Origin of the sequence: Dorea sp. AF36-15AT, from assembly GCF_003477705.1 — a bacterium.
Taxonomy (GTDB): Bacteria; Bacillota; Clostridia; order Lachnospirales; family Lachnospiraceae; genus Claveliimonas; species Claveliimonas ammoniilytica.
Map to the genome: position 1 here is coordinate 142,289 of NZ_QUDV01000006.1, position 25,487 is coordinate 167,775.

35 protein-coding genes are annotated in these 25,487 nt (G+C 43.8%); 32 read left to right on the top strand and 3 right to left on the bottom strand.

Going from position 1 to position 25,487, the window contains the following annotated elements; genetic code table 11:
- Nucleotides 1-169 precede the first annotated feature (169 nt).
- Nucleotides 170-634, bottom strand: coding sequence for an ImmA/IrrE family metallo-endopeptidase (locus DWZ93_RS10145; protein WP_118452841.1), 465 nt, complete (start codon nucleotides 632-634; stop codon nucleotides 170-172).
- A 44-nt stretch (nucleotides 635-678) separates the two neighbouring features.
- Nucleotides 679-1,023 (bottom strand): helix-turn-helix domain-containing protein, encoded by a 345-nt coding sequence (locus DWZ93_RS10150; RefSeq protein ID WP_118452842.1) that lies wholly within the window; start codon nucleotides 1,021-1,023, stop codon nucleotides 679-681.
- A 159-nt stretch (nucleotides 1,024-1,182) separates the two neighbouring features.
- On the opposite strand from DWZ93_RS10150, the gene DWZ93_RS10155 reads away from it, so the two are divergent.
- Complete coding sequence (locus DWZ93_RS10155) at nucleotides 1,183-1,425, top strand: helix-turn-helix transcriptional regulator (protein WP_118452843.1); 243 nt, start codon at nucleotides 1,183-1,185, stop codon at nucleotides 1,423-1,425.
- Between the two features lie 122 nt (nucleotides 1,426-1,547).
- Here the strand turns inward: DWZ93_RS10155 and DWZ93_RS10160 are convergent, their stop codons facing one another.
- Nucleotides 1,548-1,967, bottom strand: coding sequence for a hypothetical protein (locus DWZ93_RS10160; protein WP_118452844.1), 420 nt, complete (start codon nucleotides 1,965-1,967; stop codon nucleotides 1,548-1,550).
- Nucleotides 1,968-2,062: 95 nt separating this feature from the next.
- On the opposite strand from DWZ93_RS10160, the gene DWZ93_RS10165 reads away from it, so the two are divergent.
- The 31 genes from DWZ93_RS10165 (at nucleotide 2,063) to DWZ93_RS10320 (ending at nucleotide 25,483) form a co-directional block, all read left to right on the top strand.
- Nucleotides 2,063-2,266, top strand: a complete 204-nt coding sequence (locus DWZ93_RS10165) for a hypothetical protein (protein ID WP_118452845.1) — start codon at nucleotides 2,063-2,065, stop codon at nucleotides 2,264-2,266.
- Nucleotides 2,267-2,488 carry a hypothetical protein gene (locus tag DWZ93_RS10170; RefSeq protein WP_118452846.1) on the top strand — a complete coding sequence of 74 codons (222 nt, stop codon included), beginning with the start codon at nucleotides 2,267-2,269 and terminating at the stop codon, nucleotides 2,486-2,488. It abuts the gene before it with no gap.
- On the top strand, nucleotides 2,485-2,679 hold the full coding sequence (locus DWZ93_RS10175; protein ID WP_118452847.1) for a hypothetical protein: 195 nt from the start codon (nucleotides 2,485-2,487) through the stop codon (nucleotides 2,677-2,679). The genes DWZ93_RS10170 and DWZ93_RS10175 overlap by 4 nt, the downstream gene beginning before the upstream one ends.
- Nucleotides 2,669-2,872, top strand: a complete 204-nt coding sequence (locus DWZ93_RS10180) for a hypothetical protein (protein ID WP_118452848.1) — start codon at nucleotides 2,669-2,671, stop codon at nucleotides 2,870-2,872. The genes DWZ93_RS10175 and DWZ93_RS10180 overlap by 11 nt, the downstream gene beginning before the upstream one ends.
- An 83-nt stretch (nucleotides 2,873-2,955) precedes the next feature.
- A complete protein-coding gene (locus tag DWZ93_RS10185) occupies nucleotides 2,956-3,336 on the top strand; it encodes a DUF3846 domain-containing protein (protein WP_158574308.1) in 381 nt (126 codons plus the stop codon).
- Nucleotides 3,323-3,559 (top strand): YdbC family protein, encoded by a 237-nt coding sequence (locus DWZ93_RS10190; RefSeq protein ID WP_118452850.1) that lies wholly within the window; start codon nucleotides 3,323-3,325, stop codon nucleotides 3,557-3,559. Before DWZ93_RS10185 ends, DWZ93_RS10190 begins: the two co-directional genes overlap by 14 nt.
- Nucleotides 3,559-3,984: a hypothetical protein gene (locus DWZ93_RS10195; protein WP_118452851.1), complete on the top strand. Its 426-nt coding sequence runs from the start codon at nucleotides 3,559-3,561 to the stop codon at nucleotides 3,982-3,984. The genes DWZ93_RS10190 and DWZ93_RS10195 overlap by 1 nt, the downstream gene beginning before the upstream one ends.
- Entirely contained in the window at nucleotides 3,984-5,159 is a 1,176-nt protein-coding gene (locus DWZ93_RS10200) for a DUF2800 domain-containing protein (protein ID WP_118452852.1), read from the top strand. The genes DWZ93_RS10195 and DWZ93_RS10200 overlap by 1 nt, the downstream gene beginning before the upstream one ends.
- 1 nt (nucleotide 5,160) lies before the next feature.
- Nucleotides 5,161-5,766 (top strand): DUF2815 family protein, encoded by a 606-nt coding sequence (locus DWZ93_RS10205; protein ID WP_118452853.1) that lies wholly within the window; start codon nucleotides 5,161-5,163, stop codon nucleotides 5,764-5,766.
- A 46-nt stretch (nucleotides 5,767-5,812) separates the two neighbouring features.
- The gene (locus tag DWZ93_RS10210; RefSeq protein ID WP_330421766.1) at nucleotides 5,813-7,783 is read left to right on the top strand and encodes a DNA polymerase; all 1,971 of its coding nucleotides are present in this window, start codon (nucleotides 5,813-5,815) and stop codon (nucleotides 7,781-7,783) included.
- A gap of 11 nt (nucleotides 7,784-7,794) precedes the next feature.
- On the top strand, nucleotides 7,795-10,215 hold the full coding sequence (locus DWZ93_RS10215) for a virulence-associated E family protein (protein WP_118452855.1): 2,421 nt from the start codon (nucleotides 7,795-7,797) through the stop codon (nucleotides 10,213-10,215).
- A 262-nt stretch (nucleotides 10,216-10,477) separates the two neighbouring features.
- Entirely contained in the window at nucleotides 10,478-10,762 is a 285-nt protein-coding gene (locus tag DWZ93_RS10220) for a VRR-NUC domain-containing protein (RefSeq protein ID WP_118452856.1), read from the top strand.
- Nucleotides 10,752-12,134: a DEAD/DEAH box helicase gene (locus tag DWZ93_RS10225; RefSeq protein WP_118452857.1), complete on the top strand. Its 1,383-nt coding sequence runs from the start codon at nucleotides 10,752-10,754 to the stop codon at nucleotides 12,132-12,134. The genes DWZ93_RS10220 and DWZ93_RS10225 overlap by 11 nt, the downstream gene beginning before the upstream one ends.
- Nucleotides 12,135-12,344: 210 nt before the next feature.
- The gene (locus tag DWZ93_RS10235) at nucleotides 12,345-12,668 is read left to right on the top strand and encodes a hypothetical protein (protein ID WP_118452859.1); all 324 of its coding nucleotides are present in this window, start codon (nucleotides 12,345-12,347) and stop codon (nucleotides 12,666-12,668) included.
- A complete protein-coding gene (locus DWZ93_RS10240; protein ID WP_118452860.1) occupies nucleotides 12,631-12,837 on the top strand; it encodes a hypothetical protein in 207 nt (68 codons plus the stop codon). The genes DWZ93_RS10235 and DWZ93_RS10240 overlap by 38 nt, the downstream gene beginning before the upstream one ends.
- Nucleotides 12,838-12,842: 5 nt before the next feature.
- Nucleotides 12,843-13,283, top strand: a complete 441-nt coding sequence (locus tag DWZ93_RS10245; RefSeq protein WP_118452887.1) for a hypothetical protein — start codon at nucleotides 12,843-12,845, stop codon at nucleotides 13,281-13,283.
- Nucleotides 13,284-13,412: 129 nt separating this feature from the next.
- Complete coding sequence (locus DWZ93_RS10250) at nucleotides 13,413-15,560, top strand: hypothetical protein (protein ID WP_118452861.1); 2,148 nt, start codon at nucleotides 13,413-13,415, stop codon at nucleotides 15,558-15,560.
- A gap of 95 nt (nucleotides 15,561-15,655) precedes the next feature.
- Nucleotides 15,656-16,423, top strand: coding sequence for a phage terminase small subunit (gene terS, locus DWZ93_RS10255; RefSeq protein WP_118452862.1), 768 nt, complete (start codon nucleotides 15,656-15,658; stop codon nucleotides 16,421-16,423).
- Complete coding sequence (locus tag DWZ93_RS10260; protein WP_243061264.1) at nucleotides 16,362-17,735, top strand: PBSX family phage terminase large subunit; 1,374 nt, start codon at nucleotides 16,362-16,364, stop codon at nucleotides 17,733-17,735. Before terS ends, DWZ93_RS10260 begins: the two co-directional genes overlap by 62 nt.
- On the top strand, nucleotides 17,719-19,131 hold the full coding sequence (locus DWZ93_RS10265) for a phage portal protein (protein ID WP_243061266.1): 1,413 nt from the start codon (nucleotides 17,719-17,721) through the stop codon (nucleotides 19,129-19,131). The genes DWZ93_RS10260 and DWZ93_RS10265 overlap by 17 nt, the downstream gene beginning before the upstream one ends.
- 1 nt (nucleotide 19,132) lies before the next feature.
- Entirely contained in the window at nucleotides 19,133-20,800 is a 1,668-nt protein-coding gene (locus DWZ93_RS10270; RefSeq protein WP_118452864.1) for a phage minor capsid protein, read from the top strand.
- Nucleotides 20,793-21,059 (top strand): hypothetical protein, encoded by a 267-nt coding sequence (locus DWZ93_RS10275; RefSeq protein WP_118145225.1) that lies wholly within the window; start codon nucleotides 20,793-20,795, stop codon nucleotides 21,057-21,059. Before DWZ93_RS10270 ends, DWZ93_RS10275 begins: the two co-directional genes overlap by 8 nt.
- 65 nt (nucleotides 21,060-21,124) lie before the next feature.
- Nucleotides 21,125-21,400 (top strand): hypothetical protein, encoded by a 276-nt coding sequence (locus DWZ93_RS10280; RefSeq protein WP_118452865.1) that lies wholly within the window; start codon nucleotides 21,125-21,127, stop codon nucleotides 21,398-21,400.
- Nucleotides 21,401-21,409: 9 nt separating this feature from the next.
- Nucleotides 21,410-21,697, top strand: a complete 288-nt coding sequence (locus DWZ93_RS10285; RefSeq protein WP_118452866.1) for a ribosomal-processing cysteine protease Prp — start codon at nucleotides 21,410-21,412, stop codon at nucleotides 21,695-21,697.
- A gap of 84 nt (nucleotides 21,698-21,781) precedes the next feature.
- The gene (locus DWZ93_RS10290) at nucleotides 21,782-22,378 is read left to right on the top strand and encodes a hypothetical protein (protein ID WP_118452867.1); all 597 of its coding nucleotides are present in this window, start codon (nucleotides 21,782-21,784) and stop codon (nucleotides 22,376-22,378) included.
- A gap of 16 nt (nucleotides 22,379-22,394) precedes the next feature.
- Nucleotides 22,395-23,375, top strand: coding sequence for a phage major capsid protein (locus DWZ93_RS10295; protein WP_118452868.1), 981 nt, complete (start codon nucleotides 22,395-22,397; stop codon nucleotides 23,373-23,375).
- A gap of 13 nt (nucleotides 23,376-23,388) precedes the next feature.
- Nucleotides 23,389-23,799 (top strand): hypothetical protein, encoded by a 411-nt coding sequence (locus DWZ93_RS10300; RefSeq protein WP_118452869.1) that lies wholly within the window; start codon nucleotides 23,389-23,391, stop codon nucleotides 23,797-23,799.
- Nucleotides 23,768-24,172: a DUF6751 family protein gene (locus DWZ93_RS10305; RefSeq protein ID WP_118452870.1), complete on the top strand. Its 405-nt coding sequence runs from the start codon at nucleotides 23,768-23,770 to the stop codon at nucleotides 24,170-24,172. The genes DWZ93_RS10300 and DWZ93_RS10305 overlap by 32 nt, the downstream gene beginning before the upstream one ends.
- A 1-nt stretch (nucleotide 24,173) precedes the next feature.
- The gene (locus tag DWZ93_RS10310) at nucleotides 24,174-24,557 is read left to right on the top strand and encodes a hypothetical protein (protein WP_118452871.1); all 384 of its coding nucleotides are present in this window, start codon (nucleotides 24,174-24,176) and stop codon (nucleotides 24,555-24,557) included.
- On the top strand, nucleotides 24,544-24,963 hold the full coding sequence (locus DWZ93_RS10315) for a hypothetical protein (RefSeq protein WP_118452872.1): 420 nt from the start codon (nucleotides 24,544-24,546) through the stop codon (nucleotides 24,961-24,963). Before DWZ93_RS10310 ends, DWZ93_RS10315 begins: the two co-directional genes overlap by 14 nt.
- Before the next feature lie 10 nt (nucleotides 24,964-24,973).
- A complete protein-coding gene (locus tag DWZ93_RS10320) occupies nucleotides 24,974-25,483 on the top strand; it encodes a hypothetical protein (RefSeq protein WP_118452873.1) in 510 nt (169 codons plus the stop codon).
- Nucleotides 25,484-25,487 lie beyond the last annotated feature (4 nt).

The following is a 25,487-nucleotide window of genomic DNA, read 5'->3' on the forward strand; positions in this document are numbered from 1 at the left end:
AGCGATTATATCATTTTAATGTAGCAAAACGACACATATATTGAAATATGTTAATCTTTATGCATATTCTAAATATGCGGATGCAACCATACTAAATCCGCTTACCTTTAGACTCTTCTGATAGAGTCTCCATTTGGCTCCTGACTCCACAGGAGCTTCTCTACTTTTATCATTCAATTTTTCCTACAGCCAAATATGGAATAAACATGATGTAGTAGTTATCTACAGTCGTTCCAACACCATATTTCTGTCTGTAGCATTCAATACATTCTGCCAAAAATTCATTGGTGACTTCCAGATACTCAGCCACCTCATATCGATTCTGGCATCCGGCTTCGTAGGCTCTGATCAGACCTTGCAAGCCGATCTGTTTATTGTACGCCCAGAGTCTTGCCTGACGTTCCTGTTTGCGGTTCTGGGCAGACTCCATATCTATAATTTTTCCAACGGATGTATGGTGATGTCCCATCTCTTCTGCCAGGGTACACGCTTTCTGTGTAGAGTCCATATCTTTTTTTATGGCTACAACACCATCACAGTACAATCCTTTAATCCGATCACTTTCAAATGTATAGTCCACAACTTCTATACCGTCCTCGCAGGCTTCTTCCTGTAAACGCTCGTATGTATTCATATAAGCACCTCCCACTCAAGTATATCTGACAAGCTGTCCAATAATTAGGACTGCTTTCTTTTTGTCTTTACGTATTCAGCAAAGTTCTTGATTTCTTCCAGTTCGGATTCTGTATATTCTTCGCCATCGAAGTGTGCGGCGAGAGTAGTTGGCTGATAATCCTCCCAACCCATAAGATAAGCTGGAGAGACGTTGAGAGCGTTGGCAATTTCTTCCAATTTATCTACAGGCATATTTTTTATATATCCAGTTTCATATCTTTGAAGAGTAGATTTGCTGATTCCAACTTTCTCAGACAGAGTCTGATATGACATATTAAGCTCTTCACGTCTATTTTTCATTCTTTTCATTATATCTTGCATTTTTTCGCTTATTTCTTTTTCACTCATATCGGTACCTCCGTATAATGTTAATTATAAACTATTTTTTCATATTTGCAACATATATTTAAAGAATATTAAAAAAATGTTGCATATATGGGTTGACAAGATAATCTAATAGGTGTACTATACAAATATCCCAAATATGCAACGAAAGGAAGTGGAGAGATGTCATTTGATAAATTAAAGGGGAAAATGGTTGAGGCGCATGTATCTCAAGCAAAATTATCAGAGAAATTGGGTATTACTGTCCAGTCTTTGAATGCAAAGCTCAATGGACGAACACAGTTCACTTTGGAAGAAGCAGTTAGAATTACTGAGTTCTTGAATTTGAAAGATCCTATAGATATTTTTTTTGACCCAAGCGTCCCGAAAATGCAACGAAAGACAGACACACAAGACGATGGTTAGGAGGTGAACAGGGGTGAACATCAATATTATGTGCTTTATTGCTGTAACAATCATAGCAATAGCGTGTGGGATTGCTGAATATAAAATGAAGCTCCCGAATTGGAAGCTTCTGGTATCGTGGACTATTCTGATGGAAGTATTAGCGGTTCTCCTTTTAATAGGCAGGCTAACGACTTAGCGATTCCGTTAAAGAGCTCACGAGCTTCAGTCCAGTCATCAGATTCAATCCTATCGTTTAGCTCATCTAAAAATGACCATAAAGACTGTGGAGTATAAGCGTATATGTGGAAAAAGCTTTCGGCACATTCTTTGCAGGTAGTAGTAGTTGGATGAGAAATACATTTGCCGACTTTAGAAATGAAATCTTCGATGGTTGAAGCTCTGGCGGCGTTGTATGTACTGGTATGCTTCTCTTGAATATCAAGCTTTCGAAGCTTGAGCTGATGACGATTAGTAAGAATGGTTGTGATTGCCGGACTAATGATAGAAATAGCCAAAGCAATCCATGCAGCAGTGGCGCTCCAATCAATTTGATGCTCCATAAAAATCCCCCTTTCATAATTATTTAGTGTGGCAGTGCCTGTAATTAAAGTATAGGAGAGTACAAGAAAAATCACAAGAGAAAGAAGGTGTAAGAATGAAACGATTATGTCCAGCATGCTTCACGGAATTGTCAGCAGAAGCAAATTACTGTTCGATATGCGGAAAATGCGTGAGAGGAACAGTAGAACAGACAAAACAGTTTCTGGGAGGACCAGAAGAGACTATTGTAGTCGGAATTGCGGACAGTGCGATTCTGATCGGGGGCAAGAAAGCCACAATAATAGAAGAAGGTGAGTAGATGAAAGACATTCTAACAGCCAACCAGACAGCCAGGGTGATTGGCTGCGGACCACAGAGAGTCCGAGAGCGGATCAAGAGAGGTATCTGGACATTTGGCAGCGTAGTAACCAGAAAAGAATCCGGGAACGCCCAGAAAAACACTTATGAGATCAACAAGCATAAGCTGGCGGACTTTCTTGGGATTCCAGTAGAGGAAGTAGACAGGAGGTTGGGAGCATGAAAGCACAGACAATGAAGCAGATCGGCACGGCGCTGATCGTGATCGGACTGGCGGGAGCATATTACACGATTGCTACCATGAATAACCGTGGCGGAGTGATGGCACTGGATTTTGTGAGAGAAGCAATCTGGTGTGTGGTGATGTCCGTCGGGGCGCATTTGAGAGGAAGGGGTGAGATAGGTGGAGAATAAGCAGAGAATCCTGGACTTGCTGTTATCGGCATTACAGGAGACACGTAATCTGCATGATCTGGTGGAGCTGGAGTACAGGGCAGACCGGGAACTGGTGTATGCGAAGTTTGCCAGTGGAAATTACAAGATCGTGAATGTCGCAATGGACTCAGGAACAGCAATGATCTGCGATGTGGTACATCAGATCGTATAAAAAAGAGTGCTCTCATAAGCCCGGCAAGGCGAGAAGCACTCAGAAAATTAGTCAACTTTATTATAACGGATAAGGAGACAAAAGTGAAGACATTAAAGATAACAACTAACAATGAGATTTTAATTGTCGATGTGGATCTTAATGATTATAAAAGCATTAAGAAGGAACTTGGAGGGTATGCAGAGAGTGTACTTACTGGAGTTATGCATGAGTATTTTAAAACATCAGTACTCATGCTGGTGGATGAGGAGGGACTGATTAAAAACCTTCCAATCAATGTGGTGGCATCTCATTTCTATGGCTACCAGATTCATGGACAGGTCATAGCCGGGGATGTGATCTTTGCAATATCACTTGGTGAGAACATGACTGGATTTGGAGAAAGGGATTCGGAGCAGTGGATGGATAAGATGTTACGCGATTTTCCAGTGTTGAGAAGGAGCAGAAGTAATGACAGCAAATAATTATGAGATCAAAGAAAATATTCTGACTTTACCAAAAGAGAATGACTCAGATATTTATCATAAAGAACTGAATCTGATCAGTTGGTATGGAAAACCAGTAAAATTTGATATCCGGGGATGGTCGGATGATCACACCAGGATGACAAAAGGAATCAGCCTTACAGAGGATGAATTCATACATATTGCCCGTGTGGGGCTTGAAAAATTAGGAGGTAAAGCATAATGGCACAGATTACAGTTACATTTGACAGTTACGAGGAAATGAAGACTTTTGCAGAGGAGCTTCTTGGTACAAAGAATGCACCAGTCAGCGCAGATAGTAAGGAGGTACCGGCACAGACACAGAGCGTACCCGTTTCACAGCCAGCCCCGGCGGCACCAGTAATGCCAATAACAACAGGACAGGCACCTGTGCAGACAGTGCCAACAGCGCCAATTCAGCCACCAGTAACGCCTGTACCGACCACAGAACGTACATACACACTGGATGAACTGGCAAATGCCGCAATGACTTTGATGGACAAGGGCATGCAGTCACAGTTACAGGAGCTTCTGGCAAGCTATGGCGTGGAGGCACTTCCTGCACTTCCGAAGAATCTGTATGGAAACTTTGCAACTGCGCTTAGAGGAATGGGGGCAAATATCTAATGGGACATGCAGAAAGAGCACATGCACTGTTAAGTGCATCAGGTGCACATCGGTGGCTTGTGTGCACACCGAGCGCGAAGCTGGAGGAACAGTTTCCGGATTCTACATCAGAAGCAGCCAAAGAAGGTACACTGGCCCATGAACTGGCAGAGTTAAAGGTACGACATTATTTCTATACTCCGGATTTTGGAAAGAAAAAATACACGACCAGAGTCAACAAGCTGAAAAAAGAGGATCTCTGGAAGGATGAGATGGAACGGTACACTGATGAATATCTGGATATGTTAAGGGTTACAGCGCTTGGTCTGGGAGCTCCACCATATGTTGCCATAGAACAGCGTCTGGATTTGAGTGACTGGATTCCGGAAGGATTCGGTACTGCAGACTGTGTGATGGTGTATGGAAACACGGTGCACGTATTTGATTTCAAATATGGAAAGGGAGTGCAGGTGGACGCGGAGCAGAATCCTCAGATGATGTTATATGCGTTAGGGGCTTACAGGGCATATAAAATGCTGTATCCGATAGCGCAGATCAAGATGACGATCATACAGCCGCGTATCGATCATATCTCAGAGTGGACTTGTACCCTGGAGGAATTATTAGCTTTTGGAGAAGAGGCAAGATCAAAAGCAATGCTTGCGATGGAAGGAAAGGGTGATTATCATCCGGATGAAAAAGCCTGCCGGTTCTGCAGGGCGAAGGCACAGTGCCGGGCAAGATCTGACCATAACGTGAAGAAAGCATTTAATATCGGAGAGTTACCACCGCTGATCAGCGCAGAGGAAGCCGGAAAAAGGCTTCTGGAGCTTCAGGATGTGGTCAAGTACCAGAAGGATCTACAGGACTGGGCATTGAGTGAGTGCCTTGCCGGAAAGGATGTTCCTGGATGGAAAGCCGTAGAAGGAAGAAGCACAAGAGACTGGACGGATATGGATGATGCTTTTGATAAGTTGATCAAAACCGGAATAACGCCGGAGGAAATGCTATACGAGAAAAAGCCATTGACTCTGGCTCAGGTAGAAAAACTGATCGGTAAAAAGGAATTTCAGGATGCGGTCGGAGAATTTGTCGTAAAGAAATCTGGAAAGCCGACCTTAGTAAAAGAATCAGATAAAAGAGAAGCAATTACGAATAGAGTGACAGCCGAACAGGCATTTGAGGAGGAAAAGTAATATGAATAATTTATGCAATGTAACTACAGGAAAAGTGAGATTTTCGTTTGTACATTTATTTAAGCCTTACGCATATCAGCAGGGGCAGGAGGAAAAATATTCGGTAACAGTGCTGATACCGAAGACGGATGTTGATACGAAGGCAAGAATCGATGCTGCGATTGAAGCTGCTAAGCAGAAGGGAACTGCCGAGAAATGGAATGGTATTTGTCCACCGATCATTCCAACTCCGGTCTATGATGGGGATGGGGTGAGACCATCAGATGGAATGGAGTTTGGTCCTGAATGCAAAGGGCACTGGGTGTTCACGGCGTCCTCCAAAGCGGATTATCCGCCAGAGATTGTGGATGCTGTGGGGAATCCGATCATTAATCAGTCAGAGGTATACAGCGGAATGTATGGACGTGTGAATGTAACATTTTTCCCATATATGTTCGGAGGAAAGAAAGGAATCGGATGCGGACTGGGACCGGTACAAAAACTGGAAGATGGAGAGGTGCTTGGAGGAAGCATGCCGAAAGCATCTGCCGCATTCGGAACAGGAGCACCACAGCATGTTGCTGGCGGTACACAGAGAATCAATCCGATCACAGGATTGCCTATGTAGAGAGGGAGGTCATACCGACCTCTCCCATTAGCAGAAGGAGAACATTGTGAAACATTTAAGCATAGACATCGAAACAAAAAGCAGCGTAGATATCGGAAAAGCCGGATTATACAGATACGCACAGTCGGAGGATTTTGAGATTCTTTTATTTGCGTATCGCTATGACGGCGGAGATGTCCAGATCATTGATTTGGCACTTGGTGAGAAAATGCCAGATATGGTGTTGGGTGATTTGGAAAATCGAGATGTTGTGAAACACGCTTATAATGCCGCATTTGAGTGGTACTGCCTGAACCGTGCCGGTTACACGACTCCTTTAGAACAATGGAAATGCACGATGATCCACGGCTTATATTGCGGATATACAGCCGGACTTGATGCGACAGGAAAGGCTATCGGTCTCCCGCAGGATAAGAGAAAACTAACGACAGGCAAGGCGCTGATTCGGTATTTTTGTACACCATGCAGACCAACGAAGAACAACGGTAACCGTATCTGGAACCTGCCAAAGCATGCTCCGGAAAAGTGGGAACTGTTCAAAGAGTACTGCCGGCAGGATGTTATAACGGAGAGTGCGATTCTCGCAAGACTGAATGCATTTCCTGTTCCGGAAGAGGAAGAGAAACTGTGGCAGATGGATATTCGCATGAACGCTTTTGGGATAAAGGTGGATTCAGAACTGATCCGGGGTGCTCTACAGGTCAATGAGCAAAGTACAATTCTTCTTGAGACAGAAGCGAAAGAAATAACGGGACTGAATAACCCGAATAGCTCCACACAGTTACTGGACTGGATCCATAAACACGGGGTGGAAATGGACAACCTACAGAAGGCGACTGTAACAGAAAAGTTAGCTGATGATCTTCCGGACAATGTGAGACGGGCGCTGGAAATCAGGCAGCAACTTGGAAAGACGTCAATCAAAAAGTATGTGGCTATGGACGTAGCGAAAGGAAACGATGACAGAGTGCGAGGACTTACACAGTATTATGGCGCGAACCGGACAGGACGATGGGCGGGACGATTGGTGCAGATGCAGAACCTTCCGAGAAATTATATCAAGTCCCTAGATTATGCAAGAAAACTTGTAAAGGCTCAAAACTATGACGGAATCAAGCTCTTATACGGGAATGTGCCGGATACGCTGTCACAGCTTATCCGGACAGCATTTATCCCGTCACAGGGGAACAAATTCGTGGTTGCCGATTTTTCGGCAATCGAAGCGAGGGTGATAGCGTGGCTGGCAGGAGAGACATGGGTAAATGAAGTGTTTGCTACCCACGGAAAGATCTATGAAGCCACAGCTTCGCAGATGTTTCATGTACCAATAGAAAAGATAGTGAAAGGAAATCCGGAATATTCACTGCGCCAAAAAGGAAAGGTGGCGACACTTGCCCTTGGGTATCAGGGTGGATCAAATGCGCTGATCGCCATGGGGGCTCTGGATATGGGGCTGTCAGAAGAAGAACTTCCGGATATCGTACATAGATGGAGAAATGCAAATCCAAGGATCAGGGATCTGTGGTATGCAGTTGAAGAGGCAGCACTTGCAGCTATGCGGACAGCACAGCCACAAGCAATATACAATCTGATCTTTAATGTTGAGAGTGATATCGTATATGGACAGAATTTTTTGACAGTTCAGCTGCCAAGCGGACGGAAGTTATATTATCCCAGACCGTTTTTGAAAGAGAACCAGTTTGGCAAGATGGCGATCCATTATTACACAGTCGGACAGCAGACAAGGAAATGGGAAGTGACATCTACCTATGGCGGTAAGATGACTGAGAATATCGTACAGGCGATCGCAAGAGACTGTCTGGCGGAGACGTTGAGAAGAATTGATGCCAAAGGACTACAGGTGGTATTCCATGTGCACGATGAAGTAATCATTGATGCACCGATGGATACGACTGTGGAAGAGATCTGTGACTTGATGGCAGTCCCGATGCCGTGGGCGCCGGGGCTGATCCTGAAAGGTGCAGGATTTGAGAGTAACTATTATAAGAAAGACTAGGAGGCCGTAAGGTGGAAAATAACAGAACTCTGCTGATCAGCATGGCAGGAACAAGAAAAACAAAACACTGGCCGAGAACGGAGCTTACATGGGCGGAGTTTGTGGAAAAATTGAAGACTCCGGTCCGCAGTACGGAATCTCTGGATGAATATCTGAATTATGCGAAGGTAAAGCAGGATGAGTTAAAAGATGTGGGAGGATTTGTAGGCGGTACGTTTGCAGGAGATATAAGAAAGGCAGCGTACGTTGAGGGAAGAGACCTTCTGACACTGGATTTGGATAATATACCGACAGGAAAGACAGAGGACATACTGAAGCGAGTAGCCGGATTAGGATGCAACGCTGTTGTTTACAGTACCAGAAAGCATTGTGGCTATAAACCGAGATTAAGGGTGGTCGTGCCACTGGATACGACCGCCAGTGCGGATGAGTATGAGCCAGCAGCAAGAAAGCTTGCGTCCCTGATCGGAATGGAATTCTGTGATCCGACAACGTTTGATGTTGCGAGACTGATGTACTGGCCAAGCTGCTGCAAGGACAGTGAGTATATCTGTGAAGTGTATGACCGCCCGTTCTGCAGTCTGCAGGGACTCCTTCAGATGTATGGGGATTGGACAGATATTTCCCAGTGGCCACAGGTGCCGGGAACGGATGCTGTAGAAAGACGCAGACTTGCAAAGCAGGAGAACCCGACCGAAAAGAAAGGTGTCATCGGTGCATTCTGCCGGACGTACAGTATTACCGAGGCAATGGAGAAATTCATTCCGGGAATGTATGATGCTACGGATGTAGAGGGCAGATATACCTATACCGGAGGATCTACCGTTGGCGGAGCTGTCGTGTATGACGGGGATTTGTTTCTGTACAGCCACCATGCAACGGATCCATGCTCCGGATTACTAGTCAATGCATTTGACCTGATCCGACTGCATAAATTTGGTGATCTAGACCAGGAGGCAAAAGAAGGAACACCGAACAGTAAAATGCCGTCTTTTATGGCGATGACAAGACTTGCGAGCAATGATAAGGCAGTGTCCGCATTATTGGCGAAAGAGACCTTTGAGAAGGCACAGGATGCCTATGACAACGCTGACAATTCAGAAGATTTGGATCTTGCATGGCTGGACCGTCTGGCAAGAGATGGAAACGGTAAAATAGCAAAGACGATCAATAATGCTGTACTGGTATTGGAAAATGATCCCCTGTTAAAGGGAAAGATCGTGACAGACGAGTTCGCCAGCTGCGGGCTTATCCTTGGAAAGGTTCCGTGGAGCAAAGAGGATGGGAAGCGCAGATGGAGAGACGAAGACGATGCAGGATTCTATAACTATATGGAGTTGTTTTACGGAATCACTGGAAGGGATAAGCTGGACAGTGCACTGCTGATCGTAAGCAGCCAGAACAGGATCAATGATGTAAAAGAGTACCTGAAGAGTCTGACCTGGGACGGTAAAAAACGTATCGATACCCTGTTGTCGGATTATCTGGGTGCAGAGGATAACCTTTATACACATGCAGTCATGAGGAAATCCCTGTGTGCTGCAGTAGCAAGAGCCATAGTAGGTGCAGTGAAATATGATTACATGCCAATCTTTACAGGTCCACAGGGGATCGGAAAGAGTACATTCCTCAGTATCCTTGGGAAAGAATGGTTTTCGGATTCACTGACCAGTTTTGAAGGGAAGGAATCCGCAGAGCTGATACAGGGAACCTGGATCAACGAGGTAGGGGAACTGACAGCCATGACGAAGCAGGAGACGAATGCCGTCAAGCAGTTCCTGAGTAAGACGGATGATATCTACCGCGCTGCTTACGGGCGCAGGACGAATAAATATCCCAGACGGTGTGTATTCTTCGGCACCAGCAATGAAGAAGAATTCTTAAAGGATATGACGGGAAACCGCCGGTTCTGGCCGGTGGATGTCGGGGTGCATCCGGCAAAGAAATCTGTGTGGAATGATCTCCCGCAGGAAGTGGATCAGATATGGGCAGAAGCCTACATGTACTGGAAAATGGGAGAGCCCTTATATATGTCCAAAGAAGAGGAAGAGATGGCTGCAGAGATGCAGGAGAGCCACAGGGAGTCCTCTGGAAAGGAAGGCATCATCCGCGAATTTCTGGAACGTAAGATACCGTCAAACTGGGACTCTTTGAGTCTGTTTCAGAGAAAGCAGTACTGGAATGGGAATCTGCATCTGGATGAAAAGACAGAGCTTGTAGACCGGGATAAGGTGTGCGCTTTGGAGATATGGACGGAGTGCTTCGGCGGTGAGGCAAAGTACATGAAACGGATGGACAGCAGGGAGATCAACCAGATTTTGGGGAGCATGCGAGGGTGGAAACCCAATCGTTCTAAGAGAAGATATGGACCACATGGAATCCAGAAAGGGTTTGAGCCTGTTGCCAAAAGCGTTGCCATAGCAGAAAATTGATGGCAACTTAATGGCAACACGGCAACGGGCAAAAAATAGGGGTGTTGCCAATGTTTCCGATGAAAATGAAAAGTGTAACGGATTCAGCAACAAGAAAACCCCCGAAAACAAAGGATTTTTAATGTAATGTTACCAATGTTGCCATTATTTATATATGAAGATAAAAATAAATAATAAAAAACGTACATGGCGTATATAACGCACATAATACAGGGGTACATATACGTGTGTACGCGAGGAACAGTAACAGGAGGGATGTTAAATGCTAGAGCGCGAGATAGAGAAAAAACTGGTGGACGGTGTAAGAAAGCTGGGAGGCAGGGCGTATAAGTTCGTCAGCCCTGGCAACGATGGGGTGCCGGATAGGATCGTGGTTTTTCCGCAAAGAGTGCCTAAATTTATCGAACTGAAGACAGAGTACGGAAGATTATCCGACCTGCAGAAAGTGCAGATCAAGAGACTCAGAAATTTAGGTCAGGACGTCCGGGTGCTGTATGGGTTGAGAGACGTGGAAAGATTTCTGGAGGAGATGCGACATGGAATTTAAACCTCATGCCTATCAGGCGCACTGCATCCAGAAGATCATAGAGATCAACAAGATCGGATTATTTCTTGACATGGGGCTTGGAAAAACAGTCACTACACTGACAGCGGTGAAAGAACTGAAATACAATCGCTTTCAGGTCAGAAAGGTTCTGGTGATTGCACCGAAGAAAGTGGCAGAGGGAACCTGGACGAAGGAAAAGGATAAATGGGAGCACACGAAAATGCTTCGGGTATCTCAAGTTCTTGGAAGCCAGACAAAAAGGATCCGGGCGTTAAATACGCCGGCAGATATTTATATCATCAACCGGGAGAATGTGTGCTGGCTGGTGGATTATTACAAACAGACATGGCCATTCGACATGGTGGTTGTGGATGAATCTTCCTCGTTCAAGAGTCATAATGCGAAAAGGTTCAAGGCACTGGCAAGCATGGGAAGCCACATCAACCGGATGGTGGAACTGACAGGAACCCCGTCACCGAATGGGCTGGAAGATCTTTGGAGTCAAATATTTTTGCTGGATGGCGGTGAGAGACTTGGTAAGAGATATACACAGTTCCGGGAGAGATACTTTGATCCGGGAGACCGGGGACAGAATGTTATTTATAATTACAAAGCAAAGCCGGGAACGGAGGAGAGCATCCTGTCCAAGATATCAGACATCTGTATCAGCATGAAGGCTGAGGATTACCTGCAGCTTCCAGATATCATTTATCATCAGGTGCCGGTGACTTTGGACACGAAAGCAGAGAAAGCTTATAAAGAGCTGGAGCGAAAAATGGTCCTGGCACTTCCGGAAGACGAAGAAGAGATCAGTGTTACAAGTGCAGCAGCTTTGAGTAATAAATTGTTACAGTTGTCGAATGGTGCGATCTACGATGAGGACCACGAGGTACATGAAATTCATGGCTGCAAGATCGAGGCCTTTCTGGAGCTGATCGAGAGCCTGCAGGGAAAATCAGTCCTGGTATTTTATAATTTCCAGCACGACAGGACACGGATATTGAAAGCACTGAGCAAACTGAACCTCCGGGTGAGAGAGTTGCACACGACAGAAGACGAGGATGCCTGGAACCGTCATGAGGTCGATGTGCTGCTGACACACCCGGCAAGCAGTGCCTACGGTTTGAACCTGCAGCAGGGCGGGAACCATGTGATCTGGTTCGGATTGACATGGAATTATGAATTATATACCCAGGCAAATAAACGACTGCACAGGCAGGGGCAGGAGGAAAAAGTAATTATCCATCATCTGGTGAGCAGTGGGACAAGAGACGAGGACGTTATGCTGGCTCTGGAGAAGAAGGACGATGTGCAGAACTGGGTCATGGAGAGTCTGAAAGCAAGAATCCGGAAGATACGACAGGAGGTGTAAAGTGATGCACTTAAGCGAGGCAAAGAAAAAAAGCATGATAGAAAAATGGGCGGAAAAGCATAAGGCACTTGTTAGCTGTCCCGGATGTAATGAAGCCATCCGGGAGGACGACGATCTTGAAACAATCGAATACATAAAAACAAGACGGGGCACTGAGATATTTTTACATCGTGGATGTGTGGAAAAAGTGTGGAAAGGGCGAGGTAGACAATGAATAGAATCAATAGAGCATTAACCATCCTGATGGCATCTCTGGCATTAACCGGATGTGCTGACCAGCAGGAACAGGCAGAGCCGACGCCGATCACTGTTGAGAAGAAAGATATCACGGATACGGCGGAGTTTAAACAGGCGGTATCACAACGTGTGGATGAGGTGTTGGGCGGCGAAGTCAGTTTAACAGTATATCTTGATACGGCAGAGGATTTTAATTACATAGGCGAGATGGAGATCATCAACGATGGTTCGGACGGAACCAGACCGGTGATATTCATTCATGCCGATCACAAGACCGAAGAAAGCGGGTGGTGGTAGATGCGGAAGAAGAGAGACAAAAAAAGAACAGAAGATAGCTCAGAAGAAGCATTATGACGGTCTGGAAGCCAAGACAGATGAGAAAGCTCTGGCAGACTTCCGGAAACCGGCATATCAGAGTGTGAGTGCGTCAGAGTATATCAGACGGAAATACGGCAAGGGGGAGTGATGCGGATGGAAGAAGTGATGACAAAAGAACGTCTGGAGTCATACCGGAGCAATAAGATGGAGATCCTGGAGTTGGATTATGTATTGGAGAATCGGTGGCGATCAGATACTATGATTGGGAATGATGTGATATTTGATTACAGCAAGGGATATCCGATGCCCCAGAGCGTGACGGGATTTGATTATGAGAAATACAGCCGATTGCAGGAAAGAGACCTCAGACGTAAGAAGAAACTGGAAGCAGAATGCAAAGAGATTGAGGATTTTGTGAGCGGAATCACGGATAGTGTGACCAGGAGAATCTTCCGGATCTATTACATTGATGGACGGAAGAACGTGACACAGAGGGATGTGGCGAAGAAGATTCATTTGGATCGCAGTCGTGTGAGTAGAAAAATTGATGATTTTTTGAAAAACGCACAAAAAGCACAGAACGCACATTTATAATAATACTTGAGCCAAAGGCGGAAAACCGGCGGCTTATAAAAACTCCATATGACAACCACCCAAAAGACATTTTATGTTTAGCAGATGAATATATTAATTAATATTCTTACATATAAGGGGGAGTTTGACATGATCAGTAACTGGGAGTATACTTTGAATAAAAGAGTCGGAGATATGGAGGAAAACATAGTGACTTTAGATAGTATACTCGTGAAAGTGAAAAAGCAAGGAAACCAATTTAAATTAAATCCTGCTTATAAAACAATACGTTACATTGAAGAAAAAGAATACAGACAAGATGTATATAAATATGTAGAGCCTAATTTTATCGCATCATATATAAAAACAAATGTTAATCCAAGGTTTATTTTATTTTCAGCCCCAGGTGCAACGGGAAAGACAGCGTTGGCAAAATATATTTGTCATACTAAAAATGGTATTTATTGGGATTTGCCAGAAAATAAAATTGCTGAATATAGTTTTCAAGGAGCCATTACAGAAGCGGTCGGGTTTGAAAATATAAGTAATTTTATGCAAAGTATAGTAGAAGGATTAAATTTTCTGGTTATAGATGCGTTTGACGAAGCTGAGGCTGGATCAGGAAGATCAGGAATAGAATTCTTTTTAAGAGATCTGAATAATGTGACGAGTGGTAGTAATAATACATGTGCAATCCTTTTGGCAAGAACTGAGAGTGCAATCTTTATAAAGGAATTCTTCGAAAAAAATAATATCCCATATGGTCATTACGAAGTGGGATACTTTGAAGAATATAATTCTAAAACATATATGAGAAACAAACTGGAAAAGTGTGATGTGGAAATATCATCAGTTGTAAATGAATGTATTGAAGAGCAGTTCAAGGAAATACATAGAATTTTCCCAAGAAATGGAGCAAAAGAATTCTTGGGATATGCGCCGGTTTTAGATGCGTTGGCTGCTTCATATAATAAAGAGAGAAATACGGTTAATCTCTTGCAGTCTATTTCAAATGGAGAAAAAAATTGTACAATTATAGTAAAGATTCTCGATGATTTATTAAATAGAGAACAGAATAAATTTATTAAGGCATTAAAAAATAAATTTTCAAAAAATAAGATAGATATTAAATGGGAGGAAATATATAACAGAGAAGAGCAGATTTATCGTATTATAGGAATGCTTTTGTTTGATGATTCAACACTTTTTGCTGAAATTAGTAAGGAGATTCCAGTTGAGTATCGTGATGAATATTTGGAAGTTGTAAATACGCAGTTACCACAACATCCGTTTATATGTTCAAAAGACTTAAAAAGCAGGGTTGTGTATGATTTTACTGGTCCAGCTTTTAAAGATTATGTAATTGCATACGGTCTTGCAGAGGTAGCTACATCTGACTTTGTAAATGAGTTTTTTGCTCAAAATGTAAAATACTGTCCATCACAGTTACTTGTAGAATTTTTTGAATTATTTTCTGGTGGGAATGTAAAAGGTGAACAAGTTTCATTGATGTATAATTCCTTTAAAGCGCATGCTCAATTAGGAGATTCCAGTGCTTTGCGTATAAGTGGGGATAAAGAAGAAGGCTACGTAGAATTTGTGTTAATGAGAAATGGTGAGGAAACTCTGAATATAGAGTTTGCTATAACAAACATAGATAAAGGAATCTATATTAGTCAGTTATCGAATTGCTACATAGATATTGAAGGAAAGGTGTATGTAGGAAGCGTAGCTGGTGAAGCTAGAATTAATAATTCGGTTATTATTTGTGATGAATTAATATGGAGTAGTGAACAGATATTGATAGAAGCTTATTCTCCTGGAAAATGTATTTTAACAGCTGGAAAATTCAATAATATTACGCCGAATATTAATCCAAGATTTGAAGTCAAGACGGATAAGAAGGCAAATTTGCGTGTATCGGCAAGCAATTTAGGAAATTACTATAAACTGTTAGGATATAAGGATGATGGAAAATTTGAATTTGATTATTCGGTTTACGAAGAATTTTCTAATATTGTTAGGCGCATATTTAGCTGCTTGAGATCACACAGTAAAGATACGCCAGCGAGAAAAATGGATTTTATAGATAATAGAATAGTAAACAACAATGAAAAGAAGAAAGATATTTTGAAATTTTTATTAAATGAAGGAATTCTTTATACAGATGAACAGGACTGGTTGTATAAATTGGAAACAGACAAACTTTCCACATTTAAAATTATGTGGAATAATGTTAAAAATGGAGATTTCGAATCACTTCGTGATTTATATGATAAATATGTATCGGTACATTAGTTGAAATTATAAACATTAGAAATGAAAAGCACTCAGGGTAAACGGGGGTGCTTTTCTAATACAACAAAACAAACGAAGAAGAGAGCGGTGGTGATGTGGCTGATGTAAAAGAGCAGATTAAGAAAGATTACTTGTCTGGCATCCCGCCCAAGAAATTGGCGGAAAAGTATGATACCAGTTTGAATACGATAAAGAGTTGGATTAAGCGGTATGGCTGGTCTGAGATAAAAAAACGGGGTGCACTCTCAAATACGCAGGGTGCACCCTCTGTTGCATCCAGAAAAAGGAAGCAGGGGGGTCAGCCAGGCAACAAGAATGCCGAAGGTAGCGGAGCACCGGAACAAAACAAGAACGCTGAGAAGCACGGATTCTTTTCGAAGTATCTTCCGGAAGAGACATTGTCGATCATTCAGGAGATGCCGAAGAATCCGCTGGATGTCCTGTGGGATCAGATACAGATTGCTTATGCTGCCATTATCCGGGCGCAGAAGATCATGTATGTCCGTGATCAGAATGACAAAACTAAGGAAATGACCTTGGATGGAAGTGAAGCTACCGGATATGATGTACAGCAAGCCTGGGACAAGCAGGCGAACTTCCTGTCAGCCCAGGCAAGGGCGCAGAAGACATTGGAGGGTATGATCAACCGGTATGAGGATCTGCTGCATAAGAACTGGGATCTTGCGACAGAGGAGCAGAAAGCCAGAATAGTGCAGTTAAAGGCTAATACTGAGCGGATTCAGAATGGTAGCAATGATGATGGAGAGGACGGTGTGACGATTGTCAACGATGCGCCAACAGGTGAAGATATCGGATATAGTGATCCCGAAGTACTTGCAGATATTCAACAACAAGAAGATTAAGCACATTATCCTGACTTCCGGACGTGCTGGCACAAAGTCCAGCTATGCTGCTATCAGGACAGATTATCAGATTGTATCAGAGCCGCATGGTTCAGCGGTGGTTCTTCGTAAGCATCACAATAAGCTTCGGAAGACAGTGTACAAGGAGATGCTCCGCGGGATCAATCGTCTGGGGATTTCTAAGAAGAAATTCACGATCACGAAATCACCAATGGAGATTACGTACAAGAAATACGGCACGACCATTTACTTTTCCGGATCAGACGGTATCGATGACACAAAAGGTATTATCGATGAGGATAAGCCGATCAAGTTGGTTGTGTTGGATGAGTTGACGGAGTTCTTCGATGATGGTGAAGGTGAGGATGAGCTGAGCAATATCGAGGCGACATTCGTTCGAGGTAATAGCAGCGGATTCCAGATGATCTATCTGTACAACCCGCCGAAGAATCCAAACGCACCGATCAATCAGTGGTGCAAGAAGATGGAGAAGCGTGACGATTGTATCCACATTCACACGGATTACAGGGACGTTCCGGTCAAGTGGCTGGGGCAGGACCTGATTGCATCTGCAGAAGCTATGAAGCAGGCTGATGAGAAAATGTATCGTTGGGTATGGCTTGGCGAAGCGGTCGGTGTGGATGAGCTGATTTATTACATGTTTGGGGACAGGCACAGGCAGAAGCCGGATCCAGACAGGAGATATGACAGAATCTACATCGGTGGCGACTATGGACAGCAGAATGCAACGACGTTCCAGGCATTTGGATTGGACAGCTACCGACAGAAGTTCCCTGGTCTGGGTGAATATTATCACAGCGGCCGGGAGACAGGCAAACAGAAGAGCCCATCAGAATATGCGAAAGACTTGGTTGAGTTCATGAATAATCTGCATGAACTGTATGAAAACCGAGTCTTTTATATTTTCCTTGATCCGTCAGCAAAAGGTCTGGCAGAAGAGGTGCGGCGTGCTACCAGAACTGGGCTGGATTATCAGGTGATACTCAGGGATGCGGAGAATGATGTTGGTCTCGGTATCAGCCGGGTGCAGAAGGCATTATGCTTTGACATCATGAGTGTGTCTCCGAAACAGGAGAATGCGGTCAGAGAGTTCGGTACCTATGAGTATGACAAAAAGTCGATAGAAAAGGGTAAGGAAGTACCCGTAAAAGAATCAGATCACTGCATGGATGCTATCCGGTATGTGGTTATGGGTGCCTGGAAGAGACTAAAACACTGGCTTCCAAGAGAAGTGCAGGATGATAAAGCGGATATATTGACCAAGGAGGTGAGAGATGATGAATATCTTTAATTATTTTAAAAGAATTGGCATCGATACGGTAGATGCAGCGTTCTATCGAAAGATAGCAGAATGGATATCTTGGTATCGGGGGAGCGTTCGAGGCTTCTCTTTTTACAGGGTGTATACAGGACGAGGCAAATATAATCGATGCAAGCGAAAGAGCATGGGAATGGCTAAAAAGTTGAGTGAAGATATCGCGGATCTGCTTCTGAATGAGCGAGTCACGATTACACTGAGTGATGAGACGACTCACAATTTTGTTCAGCAGGTGTTGGAAGAGAATCGTTTTCTGGTCATGGGGAATGATTACCAGGAGCGTAAAGCATTTACCGGTACAGTGGCATATATTCCATATCTGGATGATATGGAAGTGACAGAAGATGGTGAGATCTTATCGGGAACGATCCAGATTAATTATGTGGATGCGCCAAATATCTATCCTGTAAGTTGGAATAATGCCCGTGTAACAGAGTGCATTTTCACATTTCCACATACAGTTGCCAGAAAGAAATACGTTCAGGTGCAATCGCATTTATTGGAAAATGGGGAATATGTGATCAGGAATGTGGTACTTCGGTGTGAATCTGGAAGTCCAGAAGGAACGGAGCTCAGCGAGGAAGAATGGAAACAGCTTAAGCCATTTAAAACGCTTGCAAAGGAGACGAAAACGGGATCAGCGGATCCGCAGTTTGTTATTGATCGGCTGAACATCACAAATAATGCGGATGAAAGCAATCCAATGGGGCTGGCTATTTTTGCAAATTCCATTGATGTACTTAAGAAGTTAGATATTGAATACGATTCTTACTGCAATGAGTTCGAACTTGGCAGAAAGCGTATTTTCGTAAAGCCAGAGTTGTTGACGAATGAAGATGGATCACCTGCTTTTGATCCGAGCGACAGTGTTTTTTACAGTATGCCGGAAGATGATAACAATAAAGAGGGATTGCTTAAAGAAGTCGATATGTCGCTTCGTACAGAGCAGCATAGTAAGGCAATTAATGATGATCTGAACTATTTGTCATTGAAATGCGGATTTGGCACGGATCGATACCAGTTCGGTGGCAGTGGTGTGAAAACAGCTACAGAGATCATATCAGAGAATTCAGATATGTATCGCATGATCAAAAAGCATGAGATTCTTCTGGAAGATGCGATGAAGCAATTGATTCAAATTATCATCCGTCTGGGAATCGTGCTTCGTAACCCGTTAAATCTGGAGACCGACATCGTTATAGATTTCGATGACTCCATCATTGAGGACAAGGAGACGGAGCGAAACAGGGATCGTCAGGATGTCAGCATGGGAGTAATGAGTCATGCAGAATATCGGGCTAAATGGTATGGAGAGACACTGGAGGAAGCAGCAAAGAAATTGCCAGAACAGAATCAGGTGATGGAGTAGTATGCGGGACGAGTACAAGAATAAGGTTGTCAGCAAGATTGCCAGTAAGTATCAGGATCTGGAAGAACGAATCATGCAGGATATTGTCCGGAGAATTCAGAAAGCTGGTGAGATCACCAGTACAGCTGACTGGCAGATTAACAGATTGCGGATTCTCGGGTATTCGTCGGAGGATATTGAAAAAAGTATTAAGGATGCGCTGAATGCATCATATCCGGAGATGTTTGAGTTGTATGACAAGGTGATCAACTGGGAATATGTCCGGAATAAGGATGTATACGAACAGATCAATGTCAAGTACATACCGTTTGAACAGAACAAACAACTGCAGCAGCTCACGGACGCCATTATAGAACAGAGCCTGTCTGATATGGAGAATATCACCAGATCGATGGGATTCTATCTGGATTATGGTGGAAAGAAGGTGCTCACTCCATTATCACAGGTCTATGCCGATTACCTGGACAGTGCTTGTATGGATATTGTATCTGGGGCATTTGATTACAACAGCGTCCTGAGACGGACTGTTACGCAGCTCACGAACAGCGGACTACGGAAGATTGATTATGCTTCAGGAAGAGCTGATCGGGTGGATGTGGCTGCCAGAAGGGCGGTCATGACTGCAGTCAGTCAAATTACCGGAAAGATATCTGAGTACAACGCACAGAAGCTTGGAACAGAGTATTTTGAAGTGGAGTGGCATGCGGGAGCACGTCCGACTCATGCAGTGTGGCAGGGACGTGTCTGGTCGAAAGAGCAGTTGTATTCAGTCTGTGGGCTAGGTACCGTGACCGGACTTCTGGGAGCTAACTGCTACCATACTTATCATTTGTTCTTTCCAGGATTATCCGAACGTAACTGGACAGATGATTGGTTGGAAGAGCAGAACCGAAAACAAAATGAACCAAGAGAGTTCCTAGGTAAAGAATATACTTTGTATGAAGCCAAGCAGAGACAGCGTCAGATGGAAGTGGCTATGCGTGCTCAGCGCGAGAAGGTGCGGTTGTTGCAAACCGGTAAAGCTGATCGGGATGAGATCATCCTCCATAAGGCGAAGTATCAGGGGCAGCTGAATGAGTATTCCAGATTCTGCCGGAAGATGGGACTTACAGAAGAGCGTGAGCGTATTTATCTGGATATGCGTGGTCATGTGGCGACAAACACGAAATGGCAGAATGCCATGTTCCCGCCAGAAATGATTAAGAATGCATCTAAAGATATTGCGCAGTATCGGAGATACAAAGAAGTTCTTGGAGATTCCATAGGTTCGCTTGCTAAGTTTGGTCAGGTGAAATATAATGATAGTGAGAAGTGGAAAAAGCTTCAGAATAGGTTTTCCACATATCTTGAAATCAACAAGAAAGATTGGTCTGAAGAATTTAAAAGTAAGTCCAAACAGGCATATGATAGGTTCGCGAAAGAGAATATTATAATGTCTGTACATGCACTTAGTCGAATTCCTCGATTGAATAAGCCTGGATTGCCGGAAGTGTCAGAAGAAATGCTGATAAAAATAATTAGAGGTGAGTCTAATTATGCAGAGGGAGAAGATAGGCAAATCTATTTTATTCAAGAATTACAGTTGTTAATTGTGAGAAATAAAGGAACTGGAGATATTGTATCTGTTGTGAGAAGAAACAATCCGAAGGAGGTATGGAAAAATGTTTGAGAAAATAATGAATTATATCAAAGATTTTTTGGAAAATACTCCAGAGGATATCTATGATTTTTCTTGTGAACTGGAAGGAATGCTAATTATTCATTATGACGAAATGTATAAGGAACAGCCAAGGGCTACAAGAATATTGAATGAAGAAACGCCTGATATTTGCGCATCCGGAGAACCGGGAATGAAACCAGAAGAGATTGAAAAATTTAAACGTGAGTTGGAAATTGAATACAACAAAGCGTTAAAAGCAGTTGTGTAGTTACCACCAGTTGATAAGACCGGTGGTATTTTTATACTCATTTTTAAGGCGAGGAGGTGAGAAAAGTGAAGAAGAGAGTGGCAATAGCATTGACTGCTATTTGTATGGCGGTAGTGTGCTTGACAGGATGCCAGACTGTAACAAAGAATTACGGTGGAGAGATGACAGTAAACCTTGAAGCGAATCAGAAGTTGGAAGAAGTTACATGGAAAGATAATTCACTGTGGTATCTTACGCGACCTATGACTGATGAGGATGTAGCTGAAACGCATTCATTTCAACAGCAGACAGATCTGGGAGTTTTTGAAGGAACTGTAACTATCGTAGAGTCAAAAGAATAAGGACAAAATATGATAATCGTGAAGATAAAAGATAACGGCATTAACATGGTCGGTCATGCTGATCGGAAAGATCAGACTGGCATTGATCGTGTGTGCGCTGCAGTATCAGCTTTGACCTGCAATCTGATCAATTCTCTAAGGGATTTGACTGGTGACAGAATTCGGGCAGATACAGGCGGTGGTATGACAGTAATTGAATGGGAGAATCTGTCAGATGGAGGTAAGCTTCTGGTGGATTCGTGGTTTCTGGGACTTGTAGACATCAACCAGGAATACAAATGTATAGAATTTCAGTAACAAGCACCCGAGAGGGTGTTTTTATTATGTCCAAAACATGAAGACAGAAAAAGCATTGGAAAGCACTCATATTTGGAGGTAAGAATGAAAAAAAGAATGTGTTTACAGCTCTTTGAAGACGGCGGCGGAGCTGGCTCTGGTGGTCAGGGTGGAAACGCCGGAGATGGTAACGGCAGCCTGGGAAATGCCGGTGGATCAGGAAACCAGGGGACATACAGTTATGCGCAGGCAGAAGAGATTGCCAATGCAAGGGCAGAAAGAGCCGAAAAGGCAGCGCTCCGTTCTTATTTTCAGCAACAGGGAATGACAGAACAGCAGGTGAATCAGGCAATTGCTGATTATAAGGATCAGCAGAAAAAGAATCAGCCAAATGTAACGCAGTTGCAGCAGGATCTGGAGAATTCCAGAAATGAAGTGCAGCGGATGAAGAATGAAAAGTTCTTGTCTAGTAAGGGTGTCAAAGCAGACGACCTGGACTATGTGGCTTACAAGGTTTCCAAAATGGTAGATGATAAGACAACATTTGAAAAGGCTGCGGAGAAGTATCTGAAAGAAAATCCGAGATATGTAGGAGGCAACACTTACCGTGTGTCTACCTCTTCCGGAAGTTCCTCAGAAGGCTCTGGTGGAAGTGCAAACGCTTCTATCAATGACCGTATTCGTGCTGCAGCGAGACGATAAACGGAGGGTGAAAGCAATGAATAAGAACAGAATGAATTTGAGAATTTTCGATAATGATGTGAACATTATCGATCGTACTGGTGCGGAGTCTCTGATCCCTACTCAGGAAGCGAATGAGATTATCCAGGGCACAATCACACAGTCAGCAGTTCTTTCCAGAGGACGAAAGCTGGCGAACATGACCAGCAGACAGTATAAAATGCCGGTGCTGGATATGCTGCCGATTGCTTATTTTGTAAATGGCGATGCAGGTCAGAAGAAAACTACAAAACAGGCATGGGATAAGAAATACATCACCGCAGAGGAGATTGCAGTAATTGTTCCGATTCCGGAGGCTGTTCTGGATGATTCTGAGTATGATATCTGGGCAGAAGTTAAGCCGAGAGTCGTAGAAGCATTCGGACGTGTTATTGACGGAGCGATTCTGTTTGATGTGGATAAACCATCTACATGGAGAGATGGCGTGGTTGCAACTGCGACAAAAGCCAGCTCTGTAGTTACATTAGGTTCTGCGGATCCATTGTATGACAGGATCATGGCAGAAGATGGCGTGATTGCAAAGGTTGAAAACTCTGGCTATTTTGTAAATGGCCACATGGCAGATATTTCCATGAGAGCTAAGCTTCGTGGATTAAAGAATGAAAATGGTGATCCGCTGTTCAAAACAGATATGCAGGGTTCAACTCAGTATGCGCTGGATGGTTCACCAATGAACTTCCCGAACAATGGAGCATTTGATAAGTCAAAGGCACTTATGATCTCCGGTGATTTTTCACAGTTGGTATATGCTATCAGACAGGATATCACCTTTAAATTGTTTACTGAGGGTGTTGTACAGAATACGGATGGATCTATTGCCTATAACCTGATGCAGAATGACATGGTAGCTCTGAGAGCGACTATGCGTCTTGGATGGGAGATTCCCAACCCAATCAACAGCCTGCAGAAGGATAAGACAAAGAGATGTCCATTTGCGATTCTGAAAGCAGGAGAATAAGGATGTGATGTAAATGTATGTGGATTATGCATATTATGCTTCAGAGTATGGTGGCGAGATAATTCCGGAGGAGAAATTCTCCGGATACGAACGCCGGGCAGAAGCTTACATTCGTAAAATCACATATGTTCGGGGTGATATTTTTTCAATGGAAAGCGATATGGTAAAAGATGCAGTATGCGCTGTAGCAGACGTATACTGCAGTTATGATCAGAAACAGGCATCGGCTGGAATGGTCAAGTCTGAAAACAATGACGGATATAGCGTTACGTATGTTACGGAACAAACAGACGGACAGACAACGGAGGAAGTACTTTGCAAAAAAGCTTATGCGGCTGCATCTGCATATCTGCTTCCAACCGGATGGCTATCGAGAAAGGTGGGATGCTGTTATGTTGGCGAATGCAACGATTACAATCTATAACCGGAAAACCGGCAGTAAAACCACCTTTGACACCTGGAATCGAACGGTGATCCGGGGCGTGCATGTGTATGTGGACCATAAAGTATCTGCAGGTGATTCCGGACTGAACAGCGCAGAAGTGTACAAGATCCGTATTCCTGCTGATGTGGAGAATGCGGATCAGTATCTTCCGCCGGAAGAGTATGCAGAACTAGAGAATCCGGCTGGATATTGGACAATCCAGAATGATGATCACATTGTTCTGGGTGAATGTAGCAAAGACATTGTGAAGCCAGCAGATCTGCTAAAGATGAGCCAGCGGCATTGCAAAGTGTTGTCCTGGTCTGACAACCGGTTCGGTGGACTTCCACATTGGAGGATTGGAGGGGCGTAAGATGGCACAGAAGAAGCAATTTAGTATCACGACTCCCAGAGGTAGTATCACAACTGTACAAACTGACGGAGGTATTGTGACAGCTAAATTAGAGTGGAATCCGGCATTTGCGAGCCAGAAGGCAGAGTCCTTTTCTAAGGCGCAGGCATTTGTAGATTCCGAATGTCTTAGATATATGAACCCACTCTCACCAAGGAGAACCGGCATGATGATCAAGTCCGCAACGCTTGGCACGGTGATTGGATCCGGATATATTGAATACCTGACGCCTTATGCCCGCCGGCAGTATTATGAACACAAATCACGGGCAAGGTGGTTTGAGACCATGAAGGCGAGCAAGAAAGACGTAATCAGAGAGGGGGCTGAGAAGCTTGCCGGACGTTAAGAGACCGATTATTGATAGTATCCGGGAGTACATTGCCACTTGTCCGTACATCGATGATCGAAAGATTAATATTGATTATCTCGGTGATGGAATGGAATATTCCATTGATCCGATCGGGGCAGATCCCATCTACAAAAGATATACCGATGGAACCTGCCTGAAACAGTTCCAGTTTGCTTTGACCAGTAAAGAAGCTTATGACGGTGATGCCAGAACCGGCATTGCGAACAGCGGTTTTTACCAGTCGTTTGAAGAGTGGACGGAACAGAACAACTTAGATGATATTCTCCCAGAGCTGGATGGGCACGATGCCATAAAGGTGGAAGTGCTGCAGTCCGGCTATTTGTTTGCACCGGATGTAGACCTGGGACGGTATCAGATGATCTGCAGATTGATTTACAAATAGGAGGTAGAACATGGCAGGAGATACAAATAAAAAGAAATTAGTAGGCAGGCATAAGCGGGTAGCGTTTATGGATGTTGCCGGTGATGGTAAGACATTTACCAGGATGACAGGATTCACGTCAATGTCAGATTCAAAGAACTCTACAGAGTACAGCAGACAGTATGTGGATGAAGCATCAGAACGATCAGACGTAGTTGGATATGCCCCGTCTATGGATTATGAGTTTGACCGTTATACAAATGATGCGGTGCATGCAAAGCTGGCAGGGATTACAGATGATGAGATTCTGGGATCAGATGCACAGGTAACTGTTGTGGTTGTGGATCTTTTTGACGCTACGGCAGAAGATGCCAATACATGTACAGCCAGAAAGCGTGACTGGAGTGTGATTCCGGATTCAGAAGGTGATGGAACGGATGCACTGATCTACAAGGGTAGTCTGAAAGCAGCAGGAGAGATCGTAAAGGGTACTGCGACAACGACAGATAAGTGGCAGACGTGTACGTTCGCAGCAGAGTAAAAAG

What these genes read in the sequence shown, in the direction of transcription:
- DWZ93_RS10290 (WP_118452867.1), top strand. Translation starts at nt 21,782, where the DNA reads ATGAAAAAAAGAATGTGTTTACAGCTCTTTGAAGACGGCGGCGGAGCT.
- DWZ93_RS10320 (WP_118452873.1), top strand. Translation starts at nt 24,974, where the DNA reads ATGGCAGGAGATACAAATAAAAAGAAATTAGTAGGCAGGCATAAGCGG.
- DWZ93_RS10150 (WP_118452842.1), bottom strand. Translation starts at nt 1,023, where the DNA reads ATGAGTGAAAAAGAAATAAGCGAAAAAATGCAAGATATAATGAAAAGA.
- DWZ93_RS10275 (WP_118145225.1), top strand. Translation starts at nt 20,793, where the DNA reads ATGTTTGAGAAAATAATGAATTATATCAAAGATTTTTTGGAAAATACT.
- DWZ93_RS10310 (WP_118452871.1), top strand. Translation starts at nt 24,174, where the DNA reads ATGGCACAGAAGAAGCAATTTAGTATCACGACTCCCAGAGGTAGTATC.
- DWZ93_RS10285 (WP_118452866.1), top strand. Translation starts at nt 21,410, where the DNA reads ATGATAATCGTGAAGATAAAAGATAACGGCATTAACATGGTCGGTCAT.
- DWZ93_RS10205 (WP_118452853.1), top strand. Translation starts at nt 5,161, where the DNA reads ATGAATAATTTATGCAATGTAACTACAGGAAAAGTGAGATTTTCGTTT.
- DWZ93_RS10220 (WP_118452856.1), top strand. Translation starts at nt 10,478, where the DNA reads ATGCTAGAGCGCGAGATAGAGAAAAAACTGGTGGACGGTGTAAGAAAG.
- DWZ93_RS10300 (WP_118452869.1), top strand. Translation starts at nt 23,389, where the DNA reads ATGTATGTGGATTATGCATATTATGCTTCAGAGTATGGTGGCGAGATA.
- DWZ93_RS10240 (WP_118452860.1), top strand. Translation starts at nt 12,631, where the DNA reads ATGCCGATCACAAGACCGAAGAAAGCGGGTGGTGGTAGATGCGGAAGA.
- DWZ93_RS10295 (WP_118452868.1), top strand. Translation starts at nt 22,395, where the DNA reads ATGAATAAGAACAGAATGAATTTGAGAATTTTCGATAATGATGTGAAC.
- DWZ93_RS10250 (WP_118452861.1), top strand. Translation starts at nt 13,413, where the DNA reads ATGATCAGTAACTGGGAGTATACTTTGAATAAAAGAGTCGGAGATATG.
- DWZ93_RS10170 (WP_118452846.1), top strand. Translation starts at nt 2,267, where the DNA reads ATGAAAGACATTCTAACAGCCAACCAGACAGCCAGGGTGATTGGCTGC.
- DWZ93_RS10235 (WP_118452859.1), top strand. Translation starts at nt 12,345, where the DNA reads ATGAATAGAATCAATAGAGCATTAACCATCCTGATGGCATCTCTGGCA.
- DWZ93_RS10190 (WP_118452850.1), top strand. Translation starts at nt 3,323, where the DNA reads ATGACAGCAAATAATTATGAGATCAAAGAAAATATTCTGACTTTACCA.
- DWZ93_RS10160 (WP_118452844.1), bottom strand. Translation starts at nt 1,967, where the DNA reads ATGGAGCATCAAATTGATTGGAGCGCCACTGCTGCATGGATTGCTTTG.
- DWZ93_RS10155 (WP_118452843.1), top strand. Translation starts at nt 1,183, where the DNA reads ATGTCATTTGATAAATTAAAGGGGAAAATGGTTGAGGCGCATGTATCT.
- DWZ93_RS10265 (WP_243061266.1), top strand. Translation starts at nt 17,719, where the DNA reads ATGATGAATATCTTTAATTATTTTAAAAGAATTGGCATCGATACGGTA.
- DWZ93_RS10200 (WP_118452852.1), top strand. Translation starts at nt 3,984, where the DNA reads ATGGGACATGCAGAAAGAGCACATGCACTGTTAAGTGCATCAGGTGCA.
- DWZ93_RS10305 (WP_118452870.1), top strand. Translation starts at nt 23,768, where the DNA reads ATGTTGGCGAATGCAACGATTACAATCTATAACCGGAAAACCGGCAGT.
- DWZ93_RS10195 (WP_118452851.1), top strand. Translation starts at nt 3,559, where the DNA reads ATGGCACAGATTACAGTTACATTTGACAGTTACGAGGAAATGAAGACT.
- DWZ93_RS10270 (WP_118452864.1), top strand. Translation starts at nt 19,133, where the DNA reads ATGCGGGACGAGTACAAGAATAAGGTTGTCAGCAAGATTGCCAGTAAG.
- DWZ93_RS10145 (WP_118452841.1), bottom strand. Translation starts at nt 634, where the DNA reads ATGAATACATACGAGCGTTTACAGGAAGAAGCCTGCGAGGACGGTATA.
- DWZ93_RS10225 (WP_118452857.1), top strand. Translation starts at nt 10,752, where the DNA reads ATGGAATTTAAACCTCATGCCTATCAGGCGCACTGCATCCAGAAGATC.
- DWZ93_RS10175 (WP_118452847.1), top strand. Translation starts at nt 2,485, where the DNA reads ATGAAAGCACAGACAATGAAGCAGATCGGCACGGCGCTGATCGTGATC.
- DWZ93_RS10165 (WP_118452845.1), top strand. Translation starts at nt 2,063, where the DNA reads ATGAAACGATTATGTCCAGCATGCTTCACGGAATTGTCAGCAGAAGCA.
- DWZ93_RS10245 (WP_118452887.1), top strand. Translation starts at nt 12,843, where the DNA reads ATGGAAGAAGTGATGACAAAAGAACGTCTGGAGTCATACCGGAGCAAT.